Raw genomic sequence first — 16,059 nt, 5'->3', positions numbered from 1 at the left:
CGCGGGCGTCGCGGGAGCGGACGACAGGGGGCGGACGTCTCCGGAGCGAGGTGGGAGATCATGATCCGAGTCGTGCTGGTCGACGACCAGGAGCTCGTACGGGCCGGATTCCGGCTGGTCCTGCGCTCGCAGCCGGACATCGAGCTGGTCGGCGAGGCGGCGGACGGCGCGGCGGCGATCGAGGTGCTGCGCGCGACCGAGGCCGACGTGGTGCTCATGGACGCGCGGATGCCGCGGATGGGGGGCGTCGAGGCGACCGGTCTCATCCGCGCCGGCGCCACGGCCGCGACGCCGAAGGTGCTCATCCTCACCACGTTCGACCTGGACGAGTACGCCTTCGCCGCGATCAGGGCGGGAGCGTCGGGCTTCCTGCTCAAGGACGTGCCCCCGGGCGATCTGTTCAGCGCGATCAGGTCGGTGCACTCGGGGGACGCGGTGGTCGCGCCGAGCACGACCCGCCGCCTGCTGGAGCGCTTCGCCGTCCACCTGCCGGACGACACGCCGAGGAGGGAGGCCCACGGGCTCACCGCGCGCGAGCGGGAGGTGCTCCTGCACGTGGCGCGCGGCCTGTCGAACACCGAGATCGCCGAACGGCTGCGGCTGGCCGAGGCGACGGTGAAGACGCACCTCAACCGGATCCTCGCCAAACTGGACCTGCGCGGTCGCGCCCAGGCCGTGGTCTACGCCTACGAGAGCGGCCTCGTCACCCCGGACCGGCCCGTCGACTGAAGCCCCGGTGACGCGCCCAGGACCCGCGATTGCCTAATTCACTATTTGTTGGTAGGAAATAGGTATGTTCGTGACCGTGCGCCTGGTCCGGCGCCTGCACCTCGACCTGTGCCGGGTGACCGGCTCCACCTGTCGCTTCTGACCGCGTCCTTCCGGCCGCGGCGCCCGCCTTCCTTTCCGCGTCATGCCGTGCCCCGCCTCCGGCGGCTCGGACCGATGACCTCCCGGAGTGACAGCCGTGACCTCTTCCGCCCCCACCTCCCTCTCCCCGGACCCCGCGGGCTCCCCGGCACCCCTCTCGCCGGATCCCGGCGCCGGTTCCGTACGTCCCGAGGGGCCGCGGCCCCGGGAAAGGGCGCGCCCCGCCTCGCGACCGGCCCGCCTCGCCCGGACGAGCCGGCGGTTCGGCGTGCGGGCGCTGTCGCTGCTCGTCCTGCTGGGGCTCTGGCAGCTCGCCGCGGCCGCGGCGGACAACCCGTCCTTCGTGCCCGCGCCGGGCGCCGTGTGGGACCAGCTCGTCCTGCTGTCCAGCACCCACGACGGGGTACGCGGCTACAGCGGCCACCTTCTCGCCGAGCATCTGGGGATCAGCCTGCGCCGCATCCTCGTCGGCTCGGCGCTCGGGGTGGCGGGCGGGCTCGTGGTGGGCGTCGTGCTCGGGGTCGTGCCGTGGATCCGCTTCGTGGCCGAACCCGTGGTGACCTTCGTGCGCGCCCTTCCCCCGCTCGCGTACTTCAGCCTGCTGATCATCTGGTTCGGCATCGACGAGACCCCCAAGCTGTGGCTGCTCGCCATCGCGGCACTGCCCCCGGTCGCGGTGGCCACGGCCGCGGCGGTGCACGGCGCCCCGGCCGGACTGGTGGAGGCGGCCCGCGCGCTGGGCGCGTCCCGATGGAGCACGATCAAGGACGTGGTGCTGCCCAGCGCCCTGCCGGAGATCTTCACCGGCGTCCGGCTGGCCGTCGGCATCGCCTACTCCTCGGTGGTCGCCGCCGAGACCGTGAACGGCGTGCCGGGCATCGGCGGCATGGTCCGCGACGCCCAGCGCTACCTGCAGACCGACGTCGTGGTACTCGGTCTGTTCGCCATCGGGATCTCCGGGCTGCTCCTCGACGGCCTGCTGCGCGTCGCCGAGAACCGGCTCATCCCGTGGAGGGGCCGCGTCTGAGCCGTCCCGCCCCGCCGCTCCCTTCTCCTCCCGCTCCCGACGGTCTCCGTACCACCGTCCAGCCCAGAAAGAAGCCGATCATGTCACGGCCGCGTCCGTCCCACCTGCTCTCGATCGTCCTGACCGTCACCACGGCCCTCGCCCTGACCGGATGCGGCGACGGCGCGGCCTCCGCCGGAAGCGGCGGCGGTGGTGACAGGGCGGCCAAGACCATCCGCATCGCCTACCAGGCGTTCCCCAGCGGGGACCTCATCGTGAAGAACAAGGGCTGGCTGGAGAAGGCGCTGCCCGGCTACGCCATCACCTGGACGAAGTTCGACTCCGGGGCCGGCATCAACACCGCCTTCGTCGCCGGGAGCGTCGACATCGCGGCCATCGGGTCGAGCCCGGTCGCGCGCGGGCTGTCGGCGCCGCTGAACATCCCCTACCGGGTGGCGTTCGTACTGGACGTGGCCGGTGACAACGAGGCGCTGGTCGTCAGGAACGACGCCGGCGTCCCGGACGTCGCCGGCCTGCGGGGCAAGAAGGTGGCCACCTCCTTCGCCTCCACCGCCCACTACAGCCTGCTCGCCGCCCTGGACCGGGCGGGAGTGGCCGAGTCCGAGGTGACGATCGTGGACCTGGAGCCTCAGGACATCCTGGCGTCGTGGACGCGGGGCGACATCGACGCGGCCTACACCTGGCTGCCCACCCTGGAGGAGCTCAAGAAGACCGGCAAGGTGCTGATCGCCAGCCGGGAGCTGGCGACCGCGGGCAGGCCCACCCTGGACCTCGGCGTGGTGTCCACCGCGTTCGTCGGCGCGCACCCCGACGCGGTCGACGCCTGGCGCAAGGCCGAGGCCCGGGCGCTCGACCTGATCGCCGAGGACCCCGACGCAGCGGCACAGGCGGTGGGCGCGGAGCTGAACCTGAGCAAGGAGGACGCCAGGTCCCAGCTCAGCCAGGGGGTCTTCCTGAAGCCGTCCGACCTGGCCTCGCCCGAGTGGCTCGGCACGCCGGGCAAGGTCGGCGGCCTGGCGAAGAACCTGGTCAGCGCGGCCCAGTTCCTCAAGGACCAGCGGAAGATCGACTCCGTGCCCGACCTGGCGACGGTCGAGCGCGCCATCTACAACAAGGGGCTTCCCGGTGTCCTCGGCTCCTGACCTCGCGACCGCCGGCCACCTCCCCGGGACCGGGGAGGACGCCGGCGGGGCCGCCGTGCGGGTGAGCGACGTCGAACACGTCTACGGCACCGCGGGCGGCGCCGTGACCGCCCTGGGGCCGATCTCGCTGACCGTCCCCCGCGGGACGTTCCTCGTGATCGTCGGCGCCTCCGGCTGCGGCAAGAGCACCCTGCTGCGGCTCGTCGCCGGCTTCGAACGGCCCACCTCGGGGACCGTGCGCAGCGGCGGCGCCGAACCGGTCCCCGGCAGGGGCGCCGGGGTCGTGTTCCAGCAGCCCCGGCTCTTCCCCTGGAAGAGCGTGGGCGGCAACGTCGAGCTCGCCCTGCGGTACGCGGGCGTGCCCCGCGCGGAGCGCGCCCGCCGGGTGCCGGAACTACTGGAGCGGGTCGGCCTGCACGACGTGGCGGACCGCCGGATCTGGCAGATCTCCGGCGGCCAGCAGCAGCGCGTCGCCATCGCCAGGGCGCTGGCGGGCGACGATCCGCTGCTGCTGCTCGACGAGCCGTTCGCCGCCCTGGACGCGCTCACCCGCGAACGGCTCCAGGAGGACCTGCGCCGGGTGAGCGAGGAGACCGGCCGTACCTGCGTGTTCGTCACCCACGGCGTCGAGGAGGCGGTGTTCCTGGGCAGCCGCGTCGTGGTGCTCACCCGCCGTCCGGGCCGGATCGCGCTCGACCTCGACATCACCCTGCCGCGCGCCGGGCTCGGCCCCGACGAACTGCGTGCCCTTCCCGAGTACGCCGCGTTCCGCGCCACGGTCGGCCAGGCCGTACGCGCCGCCGCCGCGTGAGAACGCCCACCCGCGAGGAGAGAACCCGATGACCACCCGGACCGTCGCCGCGCCGCCCGCCGGCACCCCCGCCACCCCTTCCACCGCCGCCGCACTGACCCTGGACCCGCTCGGGCCGCACTTCGGAGCCCGGGTCGAGGGGCTGGACCTGGCCACGGCCACCGACGGGGAACTGCTCGCGGTCCGCGCCGCCCTGGTCGACCGCAAGGTGCTGTTCTTCGCCGGCCAGGACCTCGACGAGGACGCCCAGGTGGCGCTCGGCCGCCGCATCGGCGAGCTGACCGTCTCCCACCCCGTCATCGAGGGCGTGGACGAGGCCCACCCCGAGATCTACGCCCTCGACAGCGCCGACAACGGCTTCGCCGACGTCTGGCACACCGACGTCACGTTCATGCCCCGCCCGCCGCTCGGGTCGATCCTGCGGGCCGTCGTCCTGCCGCCCGCCGGGGGCGACACGAGCTGGGCGGACTCCCAGCTCGCCTACGACTCCCTCTCCGCCCCGGTGCGGGACCTGGCGGACCGGCTCACCGCGGTGCACGACGGCACCCGGGAGTTCGGCTACCACCTCGCGCAGCGGCGCGGCGGCAGGGGCAACGTCTGGGAGGACGAGGCCGTCACCCGGCTGGAGCCGGTGGAACACCCCGTGGTCCGCGTCCACCCCGAGACCGGCCGCAGGGGGATCTTCGTCAATCCCGGGTTCACCTCGCACATCGTGGGGGTGTCCGAGGCCGAGAGCCGGGCGATCCTGGACCTGCTCCACGCCCACCTGACCAAGCCCGAGCACATCGTCCGCCACCGCTGGAGCGTCGGCGACGTCGCCATGTGGGACAACCGCTCCACCTCCCACTACGCCAACCGCGACTACGGCACGGCCCGCCGCGTGATGCACCGCGTCACCCTGCGCGGCGACCGGCCCTTCGGCCCCGCCGGCCCGCCGGGGGCCGCGGAGGGCGCGTGACCGGCGTCCGCCGCGCTGTCCGACCGGCCGTCCCCGTCTGACGCCGTCCCCGCCTGACGGTCTCCCCGTCCGACGGCGTCCCGGCGCCGGTCCGTCCGCCTTCTCTCCCGGCCCGCGCGGTGGTGCCGGCCGGCCGCGCGCGTAGTAGCGTCCGGGACATGGAACGGGTGGACGGACCCGGATACCGGCTGCGGTTCGGCCCGGACGCGGCCGGGATGGAGCGGCTGGAGGCCTCCCTGGTCGGCGCGGCGTTCGAGCCGCACCGCCACGACACGTACGCGATCGGCATCACGCTCAGGGGCGTGCAGACCTTCCGCTACCGCGGCGAGCGGCGTCACTGCCTGCCCGGGGAGTGGCACGTGCTGCATCCCGACGAGGTCCACGACGGCGCGGCCGGCACCGACGAGGGGTTCGGCTACCGGATCGTCTACCTCGACCCGTCCCTCGTACGGGAGGCGCTGGGAGGCGGGCCGCTGCCGTTCGTCGCCGACCCCGTGGTCAGGCCCGGCGGGATGCCCGCGTCGCTGGCCGCGTGCCTGGCCGACATCGACCGGCCGCTGGAGGAGGCCGAACGCCTGGAGTTCGCGCTGTTGTTCGCGGACGCGCTGGAGCGGCACTCCGGGACCGCCGGGGCCGGGCCCGCGAGGCGGGCGCCCCTCGCGCTGGAGGCGCTCTCCCGGGTACGGGAGCTGATCGTGGCCGATCCGGCGGTCAGGCACTCGCTCGCCGAGTTCGAGGCCGCCTCGGGGCTGGACCGGTGGACGATCGCGCGCCAGTTCCGCGCCGCGTACGGCACCAGCCCGACCCGTTTCCGCACCATGCGGCAGCTCGACCGGGCGCGGCGGCTGCTGGCGGGCGGGACGCCGCCGGGCGACGCCGCGCAGGCCGCGGGGTTCGCCGACCAGAGCCACCTGACCAGGATGTTCAAAGGCGCCTACGGCCTGACACCCGGCCGCTGGACGGCCGCCCTCGTGGCCGGGCGGTGAGGGTCGTTCCCGCGGCCGGGCGGTGACGGTCGCTCCCGCGGCCGGGCGGTGCGGCGCACGATCGAGGTCAGGGGCGTTCCCGCGCGCGGCGCGTCCTGTCCTCGATGGCGCGGACGACGGCCGCCATGTCGTCGCCGGCGTGGCCCAGCGCGAGCGTCTCCCCGAACAGGGCGTGGCAGACGTCCAGCAGCGGCGAGGCCACCCCGGCCTTCCGCGCCGCCTCGGCGATGAACCGGTTGTTCTTCAGCACGTCGGCGATCGCCGCCTGGGGGGCGAAGTCCTGCCCGATCAGCTTGCGGAGCTTGATACGGGAGATGTCGCTGGCCATCTGGCCGGAGTCCAGCACCTCCCGGAGCCGTTCGAGGTCGAGACCGTGCCGGTCGGCGAAGTGGAAGGACTCGGCGAGCCCGGTCACCGTCGTGATCAGGAACACGTTCACCGCGAGCTTCATCAGCAGCCCGTTGGGCACCGGGCCGCAGTCCACCGTCTGGTGGCACATCGGCCCCAGCAGGGGGCGGACCTCCTCGACGGCCGCGGGCTCGCCCGCCGGCATCGCCACGAGCCGGCCGGCCTCCGCGGCCGCGCGCGAGCCCGAGACGGGCGCCTCGACGTAGCGGCCCCCGGCGGCCAGGAGGCCGGCCTCCAGGCCCGCGGAGAAGACGGGCGTGGTGGTGCCCATGTGGACGATCGTGCGCCCGGCCACGGTCGCGGCGAACCCGGGGGCGCCGCGCCCGAGGACGGAGTCGATCGCGGCCTCGTCGGCCAGCATCAGGAAGATCAGGCGCGCCCGCTCGAACACCTCGGCCGCGCTCGCCGCCACCGTCGCCCCCGCCTCACGCAGGGGCTCGGCTCGTTCGACGGTGCGGTTCCACACGACGAGCGGCGTCCCCGCGCGTGCCAGGTTGAGCGCCATGGGTCGTCCCATGAGGCCGAGACCGACGAAGCCGATGTCCATGTTCCCCTCCCGGTCGGGGCACCGTTCTACCCCGGGCGGCCCGTGGCGGTCTTGAACGGTTGTGCGGCCGGCGTGGCCGTGGGGTCGGGGGACGGGGCCGGGGGACGGGGGCGGGGCGCGGAGGCGGGAAATCGGCTGGCCGCCGGTGGCCGTCGTCTGCGAGGGTGGCGCGCATGAGCGAGGTGGCGGACGTGCGGGACGTGGCGACTCTGATCGCGGCGGTGGAACGTGGCGAGCGCGTCAGGTACCTGATGTTCTGGGGCCACCGGCCGCCGCGCTCCGGCGGCGTCGGAGCCGGGTGCCTGTCGCAGTGGTGGCCGGCGGACTTCACCGTGGACGGGGTGCTCTACCGCACCGCCGAGCACTTCATGATGGCGGGCAAGGCGCGGCTGTTCGGCGACGAGGGGACCGCCGCGGAGATCGTGGCGGCGGAGCATCCGAAGCGGGCCAAGGACCTGGGGCGGAGGGTACGCGGCTTCGACGAGCGGGTCTGGGAGGAGGCCCGTTTCGACCTGGTGGTCCGGGCCAACCTCGCCAAGTTCGGCGGCCACCCGGACCTGCGGGAGTTCCTGCTGGGGACGGGGGACCGGGTGCTGGTCGAGGCGAGCCCCGTGGACCGGATCTGGGGGATCGGGCTGGCGGCCGACGACGAGCGGGCCGGGCGGCCCGAGCTGTGGCGGGGGCCGAACCTGCTGGGGTTCGCGCTGATGGAGGTACGGCGGACGCTGAGGCGGGGGTGACGGGCGGTCCCCCTGCCGTGAGGGTCGCTCTCCACGCCGTGACGGCCGGTCCTCGCGCCGCCTGACGTTCACCGAGGTCACGCGCGTCCGCCGGTCGCCGGATGCCGGTCGCCGGGCGCGGGACGGGTCACTCGTGCCCGCCGAGGACGCCGTTCGCCAGCCGCGCCAGGGCCGCCGTGATCCGCTCGGGGCTCAGCCCGCGTTCGGCGCGCTGGAAGCCGTACACCTCGGGGGCGAGCGGGGCGAGCAGGGAGTCCGTCAGCGCGTCGGGGTCCGGCAGGCCGGCGGCGACGAGCAGGGACCGCACGTGCGCCCGCCAGAAGCCGTACGCGCCGGTCGCGAACCGGGAGCGGCCGGTCTCGGCGCCGAGGACAAGGTGGGCGTGGTCCTCGAGGAGGCGCACCATGGCGGCGTAGAAGGCCGACAGCCGGGCCGCGGGCGGCGCGCCGGGACCCAGGGGAGGAGCGCCGCGGAGCAGCTTCTCCTGCAGGGCCCGCTCGTGCTCGTCGAGCAGGGCCAGGGCGATCGCCGCGCGGTCCGGGTAGCGCCGGTAGAGGGTGCCGCGGCCCACCCCGGCGGCGCGCGCGATGTCCTCCATGGTGACGTTCGGCGCCCCTTCGGCCGCGAACAGGCGCTCGGCCGCCTCCAGGACGCGGGCGCGGTTGCGAGCGGCGTCGGCTCTCTCCATGCCCCGGAGCATATCTGGACGCTGTGTCCGTTTATCGCGTATGGTCCTTCAAGTGGACACGGTGTCCGCTTAGTCGGAGGACAACCATGACTCATCTGCTGCACCTGGACGCCAGCGCCCGCCGGAACTCGATCTCCCGGGACCTCTCGCGGAGGTTCGCCGAGGCCTGGCGCGCGGCGCACCCGGGCGGGTGCCACACCTACCGGGACCTGGCGGCCGACCCCGTACCGCACATCGGTGAGGCGTGGACCGAGCTGTGCGACCACGTGCTGGCGCACGGCATCACCGACATCGGCCGCTACCGGGAGGCCGTGCGGACCCCCGCGCAGCGGGAGGCGTGGGCGGCGACCCGGCTCTGTCCCACCTGCGCGACCGGCAGGCCGGGTCACGGGCCGCGGCCGAGCTGCGCGTCCTGGAGGAGGCGAGGCGATGAGCCGGCCGCTCCCGGTGGCCGCCGGCCTCACCCGACCCGCGCCGTCCCGGTGGCCGCCGCCCCCCGTCACGGCCCACCGGACACCGTCGCGGCGGGACGGGCGTTCCTGTCGGCGCCCCCTGCTATCACTCTCCCTGCAGGGTTTTCCAGTGATTGACGGGGAGGCGAGATGGCGACGGTCACCTTCAGGGACGAGACGGCGACGGGCAGGACGACGGAGGAGTTCACGCTCCCCGGCCTGCCGGAGAGCATCACGGCGCGGGAGCTCGTGCGGTTACGCGTCCGTGAGGAGGTCGCGCGGTTCAACGCCGCCCCCTCCACGCGGTTCACCGGCCTGGTCCGCCCGGTGGAGGCCGAGACCGAGCTGAACGGCTATCGGACGGGCGCGAAGCGGCGGATCGACTGGGAGAAGCAGGCGGACATCGCCGAGCGGGCCTTCCGGCGCAACGGGTTCGTGCTGCTGGTCGGGGAGCGGCAGGTCGACGACCTGTCCGAGGTGATCGACCTGACCGCCGACCCGGTGGTCTCGTTCATCAAGCTCGTCCCGCTGGTCGGAGGGTGACCGTGGGTGTCCTCGCCGGCCTGTCGTCCTCCTACGACTTCACCCTGCGCGCCCTCGGCCCCTCGTCCGAGGACGCCTTCGCCCGGCTCGACGCGGCCTTCGCCGAGGGGCGGGACCTGCCGGGCACGGAGGAGGACCCGCGGACGTTCGGCCACTGGGCGCAGCTCCTGCTCGGTCTGAGCCCGGAGGACGGCCACGACGAGCGCGTCCTGCGCCTGACCGGGCTCGTCGCCGCGGCCGACATCCCCTGGACGGTCCACGACGCCCGTCTTCTCTGGTGGGCGAGCGGGCTGAACGCCTGGCGGCGCACCGATCACGCGGAGCTGTGCCGGATCCCGTTCGCCGCGATCCGGCGGCTGAACCACACCGACCGGCGAAGCGTCCTGGGCAGGACGCCGGAGGAGTTCCGCCGTCACCTGCGGCCGCTCTGGGAGGCCGTGCACGGGCAACTGGAGGAGCTGCTGACCGAACCTCCCGAGCACGGCCCGGCCGGCGCGGTCCGCAACGTGATCTGGGACTGCGACGACGTCGCCCGCCTGCTGGCCGACGAGTACGGCCACCGCCTGGCCGCCCCCGAGGTCCTGCCGCTGCTGCGGCACTGGAACACCGCCCGCTCCTCCAGGCCCAGCGACCGATGGCTGGCGACCACCGGGAAGCTGCTGACCCCCGAGGCCGCCGCCCTCGTCCGCGAGATCCTCACCCGGGTCGCGGCCCACCGGGAGAAGCGCGTCGCGCACCGGGCCGACGACGGCCACGAGTGGACGACGACCGTCTTCCTGGACTGGCGTACCGCCGTCCCCCTGCGCGGCATGGTGTGGACGTGCGCGCTGCTCGACGAGCCGTGGGTGGTGGCGCTCCTCGGCGACGTCGCGCTGACCTGCGGCACCGGGATCGGCGGTTCCGGCGCCGACTGCCGCAGCGAGAAGCTCGCCAACGCCGCCGTCGGCGTCCTGGCGCGCCGGGGCGGCCCGGACACGGTCGCGCCGCTGGCCCGCCTCCAGGCCAAGGTCCGCAGGAAGAGCGTGCTGGCGGGCGTGGCGCGCACCCTGGACGCGGTGGCCGCCGGAGCGGGGCTGAGCCGCGAGCAACTGCTGGACCGCACCGTGCCGTCCTTCGGTCTCGGCCCCGACGGGGTGCGCGAGGAGAGGATCGGCGACTGCCTGGTACGGCTGCGCGCCGACGGCCCCGCGCTGGAGTTCGTCAACGCCGCGGGGAGGACCGTGAGGTCGGCGCCCCAGGCCATCCGCAGGGACCCCGCCCTCGCCGAGCTCAAGGCCACGCTGAAGGAGCTCAGGCAGGCGCTGCCGGCCGAGCGGTTCCGGCTGGAGCGGGCGCTGGTCGAGGAGCGGATGTGGCGCTGGCACCAGGTGAGCGAGTTCTTCCTCGACCACCCCCTCACCGGCACGTACGCCCGCGACCTCGTCTGGCAGATCCTCCAGGGCCCGGCCGGGATCCCCGTCCGGACCGGCACCGGCTGGGAGCTCACCGACCCGCCGGGCCGTCGTGTCCGGCCGGACCCCGACACCCCGGTCATGCTGTGGCACCCGATCCGCGAGAGCGCCGACGACGTGCGCGCCTGGCGCGACCACCTGCTGGAGCGCGGCGTCCGCCAGCCGTACAAGCAGGTGTTCCGTGAGATCTACCTGCTGACCCCCGCCGAGGAGGGCACCGGCACCCACTCCGGCCGGTTCGCCGGGCACACCCTGCGTTACGGGCAGGCCAAGGCGCTGCTGAACCAGCGCGGCTGGACCGGCCTGTCCATGGGGCACTGGGACGCGGCGGGCGGTTCCGAGCAGGGCGTGGCGGTCAAGGAGCTGTCCGGCTGGCGGATCGAGTGGGACATGCGCCTGCCCTGGGAGTCCTGGGAGACCGACGGGGGCGGTACCGCGTCGTTCTGCGTCAGCGACCGGATCCGCTTCCACCGCGCGGAACCGTCCGGGGACGACCACGAGGACGGCCGGCCCGACGGCCGGTGGCCCTACGACGCCGCGCCCCTGACCGAGGTGCCGCCGCTGGTGCTGTCGGAGGCGCTGCGCGACGCCGACCTGGCCGTGGGCGTCGCCTCGGTCGGCCTCGACCCGCGGGCGACGGGCGGGCACGAGGACTACTGGCACTCCTACGGCTTCGGTGAGCTCGCCGAGACCGCCCGGACCCGTCGCGACGTGCTGGCCCGGTTGCTGCCCCGGCTGAGGATCGCCGGCCGGGCGGAACTGACCGACCGGTTCCTGCGGGTGCGGGGCGACCGGCGGACCTACCGCATCCACCTGGGGTCGGGCAACATCCTGATGGAGCCCAACGACGCCTACCTGTGCGTCGTCCCCGGCCACGGCCGCGACCCCGAACCCCTCTTCCTGCCCTTCGAGGAGGACGGCGGCATGCTGTCGGTCATCCTCTCCAAGGCGTTCCTGCTCGCCGACGACACCGCGATCACCGACCCCTCGATCACTCGCCAGCTCGACGGCTGACACGCCGCGACGGTCCGGTGCGGCACCGTGCCGGCACGGGCCCCTCGTGGGCGGCGGCCGTCAGCCGCCCTGGGCGGCGGCGTACTCCTCGCGGGTGATCGCCATGACCCGCACCGGACGGCCCGGGCCGGGGACGACCGTCTCCCGCTCCTGGCGCATGCCCAGCTTCGTCATCACCCGGGCCGACGCGTGGTGGTCGACGTGGCAGACGCTGATGATCCGGTCCAGGCCCGCGTCGGCGAATCCGAAGCGCAGAGCCTCCCGGGCCGCCTCGGTGGCGATGCCCCGCCCCCAGAAACGCCGTCCCAGCCGCCAGCCGATCTCCACGGCCGGCAGCACCTCGGGCAGGTAGGCCGGGACCGTCAGCCCCGTCCAGCCGGCCAGTTCCCCCGTCTCACGCAGTTCCACGGCGAACAGGCCGAAACCGCGCTCGTCCCAGTCGCGTTCCATGAACGCGAGCGTGGCCGCGGTCTGCTCCCCGGTGCGGACCGAGCCGTCGCCGATGAAGCGCATGACCTCCGGGTCCCCGTCCATCGCCGCCACCGGTCCCAGATCCTCCGCACGCCAGCGGCGCAGCACCAGCCGCTCGGTCACCACCTCGGTCACGATCGATCTCCTCCCCGCGCAGCCCCGCCCCCGGTCCCGTCGCGACCGGGCGGCACGACGGCCAGGCAGCAGTGGACGAAGTCCCGGACGACGGGGTCGGCGTCGTCGGCGGGCGCCCAGGCCACGCCCACCCGGCTGGGGCCGACCCCGTCGAGGGGCCGGTAGACGACGCCGGGACGCGCGTAGAAGCGGGCGGCGGACTCGGGGGCCAGGGCGACGCCGTACCCGTTGGCGATCGCGCTGAGCCACTCGTCGGGCCGGTCGGTGACGGCGCCGACACGGACCGGACGGCCGCCGCGCTCGTCGGCCGCCAGCCAGTGGTCCCGCCACCAGCCCGACTCGGCCGGTGCCGCCACGAACGGCTCGTCCCACAGTTCCTCGAAGGAGATCAGGTCGCGCGCGGCGAGCGGGTGCGCCGCGGGGAGCGCGATCCAGCGGGGCTCGCTGAACAGCACCTCCACCCGCAGGCCCCCCTGGCCGGGGAAGGGCAGCCGCAGCAGGGCGACGTCGACGCCCCCGAAGGCGAGCCCGGCGGTCGGGTTCGACCACGCGGCCTGCCGCATGTCGGCCCTCCACCCCGGCCTGCGGCGGGCGAACGCCGCGACGATGTGCTGGGTGGCCTCGTTGGCGGCACTGGCCAGGAAACCGACCCGCAGCACCCGGGCCGCCCGGGTGGCCGTGCCCTTGGTCTCCCGCAGTGCCCGGTCCCAGTCGGCCAGCAGGCCGGGCACCCGTCCGGCCAGGGTCCGGCCGGGTTCGGTGAGGGCCATGCCGGCCCGCGACCGGGTGAACAACCGGGTCCCGAGCCGCGTCTCGAGCTGCCGGATCTGCTTGGTCAGCGCCGGTTGCGACACGAACAGCCGCCCGGCGGCGTTGGTGAGGTTCCCCTCCTCCGCCACGGCGAGGAAGTACCGCAGCAACCGCGTGTCGACGTCCATGCCTCCAGGTTATGGACACGGATATTGGACGCGTTCCCGGCCCTCGGTGAGGCTTGACGCGGCGGGCGACGGCCCGCCGCCGTCCACGATCGGCGAGGAGACGCCATGCCCGTTCCGATGCTTCACCACCAGGTCGCCGACGCGGTCCGGGTGGTCTTCGCCGAGGTGGGGGCGGCCCTGCCGTTCGACGTCCTCGGTGACCATCGGGTCATCGGCTGAACCGGGGCCGCGCGAATGTCCACCGCCTACGCGGTCGTCACCGTCGTCACGATCGTGGCCAACGCCGGGAGCGCCGTGGCCGACCTGGCACGGATCGGGTTCGTCCTGGCCAACGCGGCCGAGGTGGGGGTCCCGTCGTCCAGGCTCCCGGCGCTCGCCGCGCTGAAGGCCGCCGGGGCGGCCGGGCTCCTCCTCGGGCTCGTGGGAGTCCGGCCCGTCGGCGTCGCGGCCGCCGCCGGGCTCTGCCTGTTCTTCGTCGGCGCCGTCGTCGTCCACGTCCGCGCCCGTGTCCTCCACAACATCGCCTTCCCGGGGGTCTACCTCGCGCTGGCCGTCGCCTCTCTCGTCCTGGCGGTGGCCGCTCTCACGGCGTCGTGAAGGCGTCCGCGTGGTCGGTCACCCAGGTGCGGAACGTGCGCGCCGGGGCGCCGGTGATCTTCTCCACCGTGTCGGTGGCGGCTCTCGGCCCGGTCACCAGCGCGGCCTGTGCCGCCAGGACGCCGTCCGCGACCGGGGGCGGCCACCCCAGGTCGAGCATGCGCCGCCGCGCGACCGGCGGTGAGACCTCCTCCCAGCGCACCGGGCGGCCGGTCACCTCCCCGATGACGCGCGCCTGCTCGGCCTGGGTCATGGTCTCGGGCCCGGTCGGCTCGTAGGTCGCGCCGCCGTGCCCGTCGCCGAGGAGGGCGTGCGCCGCGACCGCCGCGAGGTCGCGCTCGTGCAGCGGGGGCATGGCGGCCTCGCCGTACGGCTCGCGCACGACCGCCTCGGCGCGGATCTGCTCGGCCCAGCGCAGGGCGTTGGCCGCGAAGGCGTGCGGCCGCAGGATCGTCCACTCCAGCCCGGAGCGCTCGATCATCCGCTCGACGCGCCGCTCGTGCTCGCGTACGGCCGCCGAGGACAGGTAGACGACGCGGCGGGCACGCGCGGCGACGGCGTCCAGGAGCGCTGGCATCCCCTCGGCCGTGGCGAACGGCCACAGCAGGAACACGGCCTCGACCCCGTCCAGGGACGAGCGCAGGGCGTCCGTGCCACCCGGGGCGTCCGCACCGCCCGGGCCGCTCAGGGCGCCCAGGTCGCCGCGCGTCACCTCGACGTCGTCCGGCAGGCGGGCCGTCGCGGGATCACGGGCCAGGGCGCCGACCTCGGCGCCCTCCTCCAGGAGCCGGGCCACGACCTGACGGCCGACCAGGCCGGTCGCTCCGAGAACCAGGGTCCTGCGTTGCCGTGTCATGAAGGGCTCCCGACGCTCGATCGTTTCGCGTGGGCCCAACCGTACGGGGGTGCCGTAAGACGACCAATGCCGCTGAGTATCGGTTTCATATGTGATCGTCTCGCGCCGACGCCTCACTAGACTCCCGCCATGGACGTGCTCAGTGACGTGGTCGCCGCGACACGGGCCGGGGAGCCTCGCTCGGCGTGCATCCGCTGGCACGCCCCCTGGGGGCAGCGCTTCCCCACGGTGCGCGGTTCCGCCGGCTTCCACGTGGTCCTGCAGGGATCGTGCCTGCTGCTCCCCGACCCTGACCCCGGCGGAGCTCCCGCCGCCCCCGGCGACCCTGACCCCGGCGGCGGCCCCGGCGGCGCCGCCCCCGTCGTGCTGAACGTGGGCGACGTGGTGTTCCTGCCCCACGGGAGCGGCTACGCGCTGGCCGACGACCCCGCCACCCCGCTGACCGAACCCGCCTGCGATCCGCTGAGCGACTCCCGGTCCGAGGATCGCTACGCCTCGGCGAGCGTCGGGAGGACCGGACGGGACGGGTCGCAGGCGGTCACCGTGACCCTCTGCGGCGGGTACCGGCTCGACGCCCGCCGCGCCCACCCGCTCCTGGCCGACCTGCCGGAGATCGTCCACCTGCCGGCCCGCCTCGGGCGACGTCCCGAGCTGCGCGCCGCCGTCGACCTCCTCGGGGGCGAGCTGGACGAGCCGCGCCTCGGCGTGGACACCGTCGTTCCCGCCCTGCTCGACATGCTGCTGCTCTACATCCTGCGCGCCTGGTTCGACGAGCAGGCCGGACGCGGCACGGCCACCGGCTGGGCCGCCGCCCTGGGTGACCCGGCGATCGGCGGCGCGTTGCACGCACTGCACCGCGACCTCGCCCGCCCCTGGACGGTCCAGGCGCTCGGGGCGCTGGCCGGGCTGTCCAGGGCGGCCTTCTCCCGGCGCTTCACCGCCCTGATCGGCCGGCCGCCCCTGTCCTACCTGACCTGGTGGCGCATGACCGTCGCGGCCCGGCTGCTGCGCGAGACCGACGCCGTGCTCGGTCAGGTGGCCGGCCGGGTCGGGTACGGCTCGGAGTTCGCCTTCGCCGCCGCCTTCAAACGGGAGTACGGCATCGCGCCGGGTGCCTACCGGCGGCAGAACCGGGCCGAGGTCGCCGGAGCCGGCCGTCGCCGATGACCGGTGAGGCGCGGGTGTCCACGTCGGCGGCGCGCGCCAGGACGACGCCGCCACCCGCAGCGGAGGCGCTCCGCGTCATGCGAACCGCCATCGTGTCGCCGTCAGGCCGTCCGCGCCGTAGCCGAAGGCGCGGACGGGCGTGATCCGGTAGAAGAGCCGTACCCGGGCGAGCCGGGAAGGTGATCCTCGTACACGGAGTCGTCGCGTACCGTCAGCTCCCAGTCGTACTTCGCCCCGAAGCGGCCGGCACCCGCCGGA

At 74.6% G+C, this 16,059-nt stretch carries 18 protein-coding genes; 13 read left to right on the top strand and 5 right to left on the bottom strand.

Features of this window, described 5'->3' with window-relative positions; genetic code table 11:
• Positions 1-60: 60 nt before the first annotated feature.
• From AB0G16_RS02150 to AB0G16_RS02120, 7 genes are all read left to right on the top strand, one after another.
• The gene (locus AB0G16_RS02150) at positions 61-729 is read left to right on the top strand and encodes a response regulator transcription factor (RefSeq protein ID WP_362797409.1); all 669 of its coding nucleotides are present in this window, start codon (positions 61-63) and stop codon (positions 727-729) included.
• 64 nt (positions 730-793) lie between these two features.
• Positions 794-871: a putative leader peptide gene (locus AB0G16_RS02145; RefSeq protein WP_362797720.1), complete on the top strand. Its 78-nt coding sequence runs from the start codon at positions 794-796 to the stop codon at positions 869-871.
• Between the two features lie 267 nt (positions 872-1,138).
• Positions 1,139-1,897, top strand: coding sequence for an ABC transporter permease (locus AB0G16_RS02140; RefSeq protein WP_362797407.1), 759 nt, complete (start codon positions 1,139-1,141; stop codon positions 1,895-1,897).
• 80 nt (positions 1,898-1,977) lie between these two features.
• Positions 1,978-3,039, top strand: a complete 1,062-nt coding sequence (locus AB0G16_RS02135) for an ABC transporter substrate-binding protein (RefSeq protein ID WP_362797405.1) — start codon at positions 1,978-1,980, stop codon at positions 3,037-3,039.
• On the top strand, positions 3,023-3,850 hold the full coding sequence (locus tag AB0G16_RS02130; RefSeq protein ID WP_362797403.1) for an ABC transporter ATP-binding protein: 828 nt from the start codon (positions 3,023-3,025) through the stop codon (positions 3,848-3,850). The genes AB0G16_RS02135 and AB0G16_RS02130 overlap by 17 nt, the downstream gene beginning before the upstream one ends.
• A gap of 28 nt (positions 3,851-3,878) precedes the next feature.
• Complete coding sequence (locus AB0G16_RS02125; protein ID WP_362797401.1) at positions 3,879-4,808, top strand: TauD/TfdA family dioxygenase; 930 nt, start codon at positions 3,879-3,881, stop codon at positions 4,806-4,808.
• 158 nt (positions 4,809-4,966) lie between these two features.
• The gene (locus tag AB0G16_RS02120; RefSeq protein ID WP_362797399.1) at positions 4,967-5,794 is read left to right on the top strand and encodes an AraC family transcriptional regulator; all 828 of its coding nucleotides are present in this window, start codon (positions 4,967-4,969) and stop codon (positions 5,792-5,794) included.
• Positions 5,795-5,861: 67 nt separating this feature from the next.
• Here AB0G16_RS02120 and AB0G16_RS02115 read toward each other — a convergent pair whose 3' ends face one another.
• A complete protein-coding gene (locus AB0G16_RS02115) occupies positions 5,862-6,749 on the bottom strand; it encodes an NAD(P)-dependent oxidoreductase (RefSeq protein ID WP_362797397.1) in 888 nt (295 codons plus the stop codon).
• A gap of 173 nt (positions 6,750-6,922) precedes the next feature.
• Here AB0G16_RS02115 and AB0G16_RS02110 point away from each other — a divergent pair, with 173 nt between their 5' ends.
• Positions 6,923-7,489, top strand: a complete 567-nt coding sequence (locus AB0G16_RS02110; RefSeq protein ID WP_362797395.1) for an NADAR family protein — start codon at positions 6,923-6,925, stop codon at positions 7,487-7,489.
• A 127-nt stretch (positions 7,490-7,616) separates the two neighbouring features.
• On the opposite strand, the gene AB0G16_RS02105 is transcribed toward AB0G16_RS02110, so the two are convergent.
• Positions 7,617-8,177, bottom strand: a complete 561-nt coding sequence (locus tag AB0G16_RS02105; RefSeq protein ID WP_362797393.1) for a helix-turn-helix domain-containing protein — start codon at positions 8,175-8,177, stop codon at positions 7,617-7,619.
• Between the two features lie 86 nt (positions 8,178-8,263).
• Here AB0G16_RS02105 and AB0G16_RS02100 point away from each other — a divergent pair, with 86 nt between their 5' ends.
• From AB0G16_RS02100 to AB0G16_RS02090, 3 genes are read left to right on the top strand one after another with little or no spacing between them, the layout of a single operon-like run.
• The gene (locus AB0G16_RS02100; RefSeq protein WP_362797391.1) at positions 8,264-8,767 is read left to right on the top strand and encodes an NAD(P)H-dependent oxidoreductase; all 504 of its coding nucleotides are present in this window, start codon (positions 8,264-8,266) and stop codon (positions 8,765-8,767) included.
• A gap of 12 nt (positions 8,768-8,779) precedes the next feature.
• Positions 8,780-9,172: a hypothetical protein gene (locus tag AB0G16_RS02095; RefSeq protein ID WP_362797389.1), complete on the top strand. Its 393-nt coding sequence runs from the start codon at positions 8,780-8,782 to the stop codon at positions 9,170-9,172.
• A 2-nt stretch (positions 9,173-9,174) separates the two neighbouring features.
• Positions 9,175-11,637: a DUF4132 domain-containing protein gene (locus AB0G16_RS02090; protein WP_362797387.1), complete on the top strand. Its 2,463-nt coding sequence runs from the start codon at positions 9,175-9,177 to the stop codon at positions 11,635-11,637.
• Between the two features lie 60 nt (positions 11,638-11,697).
• On the opposite strand, the gene AB0G16_RS02085 is transcribed toward AB0G16_RS02090, so the two are convergent.
• Positions 11,698-12,243, bottom strand: coding sequence for a GNAT family N-acetyltransferase (locus AB0G16_RS02085; RefSeq protein ID WP_362797385.1), 546 nt, complete (start codon positions 12,241-12,243; stop codon positions 11,698-11,700).
• Positions 12,240-13,181: a LysR family transcriptional regulator gene (locus AB0G16_RS02080; RefSeq protein WP_362797383.1), complete on the bottom strand. Its 942-nt coding sequence runs from the start codon at positions 13,179-13,181 to the stop codon at positions 12,240-12,242. The genes AB0G16_RS02085 and AB0G16_RS02080 overlap by 4 nt, the downstream gene beginning before the upstream one ends.
• A 234-nt stretch (positions 13,182-13,415) precedes the next feature.
• On the opposite strand from AB0G16_RS02080, the gene AB0G16_RS02075 reads away from it, so the two are divergent.
• The gene (locus tag AB0G16_RS02075) at positions 13,416-13,778 is read left to right on the top strand and encodes a DoxX family protein (protein WP_362797381.1); all 363 of its coding nucleotides are present in this window, start codon (positions 13,416-13,418) and stop codon (positions 13,776-13,778) included.
• Here the strand turns inward: AB0G16_RS02075 and AB0G16_RS02070 are convergent.
• Complete coding sequence (locus tag AB0G16_RS02070) at positions 13,765-14,634, bottom strand: NAD(P)H-binding protein (protein ID WP_362797379.1); 870 nt, start codon at positions 14,632-14,634, stop codon at positions 13,765-13,767. The two genes, AB0G16_RS02075 and AB0G16_RS02070, sit on opposite strands and share 14 nt — an antisense overlap.
• 129 nt (positions 14,635-14,763) lie before the next feature.
• Between AB0G16_RS02070 and AB0G16_RS02065 the strand changes: the two genes are divergently transcribed.
• Positions 14,764-15,801 carry an AraC family transcriptional regulator gene (locus tag AB0G16_RS02065; RefSeq protein ID WP_362797377.1) on the top strand — a complete coding sequence of 346 codons (1,038 nt, stop codon included), beginning with the start codon at positions 14,764-14,766 and terminating at the stop codon, positions 15,799-15,801.
• Positions 15,802-16,059: the final 258 nt, after the last annotated feature.

Source organism: Streptosporangium sp. NPDC023615, assembly GCF_040640155.1.
Classification (GTDB): Bacteria; Actinomycetota; Actinomycetes; order Streptosporangiales; family Streptosporangiaceae; genus Streptosporangium.
This window is presented reverse-complemented; position numbering and strand designations above follow the sequence as displayed.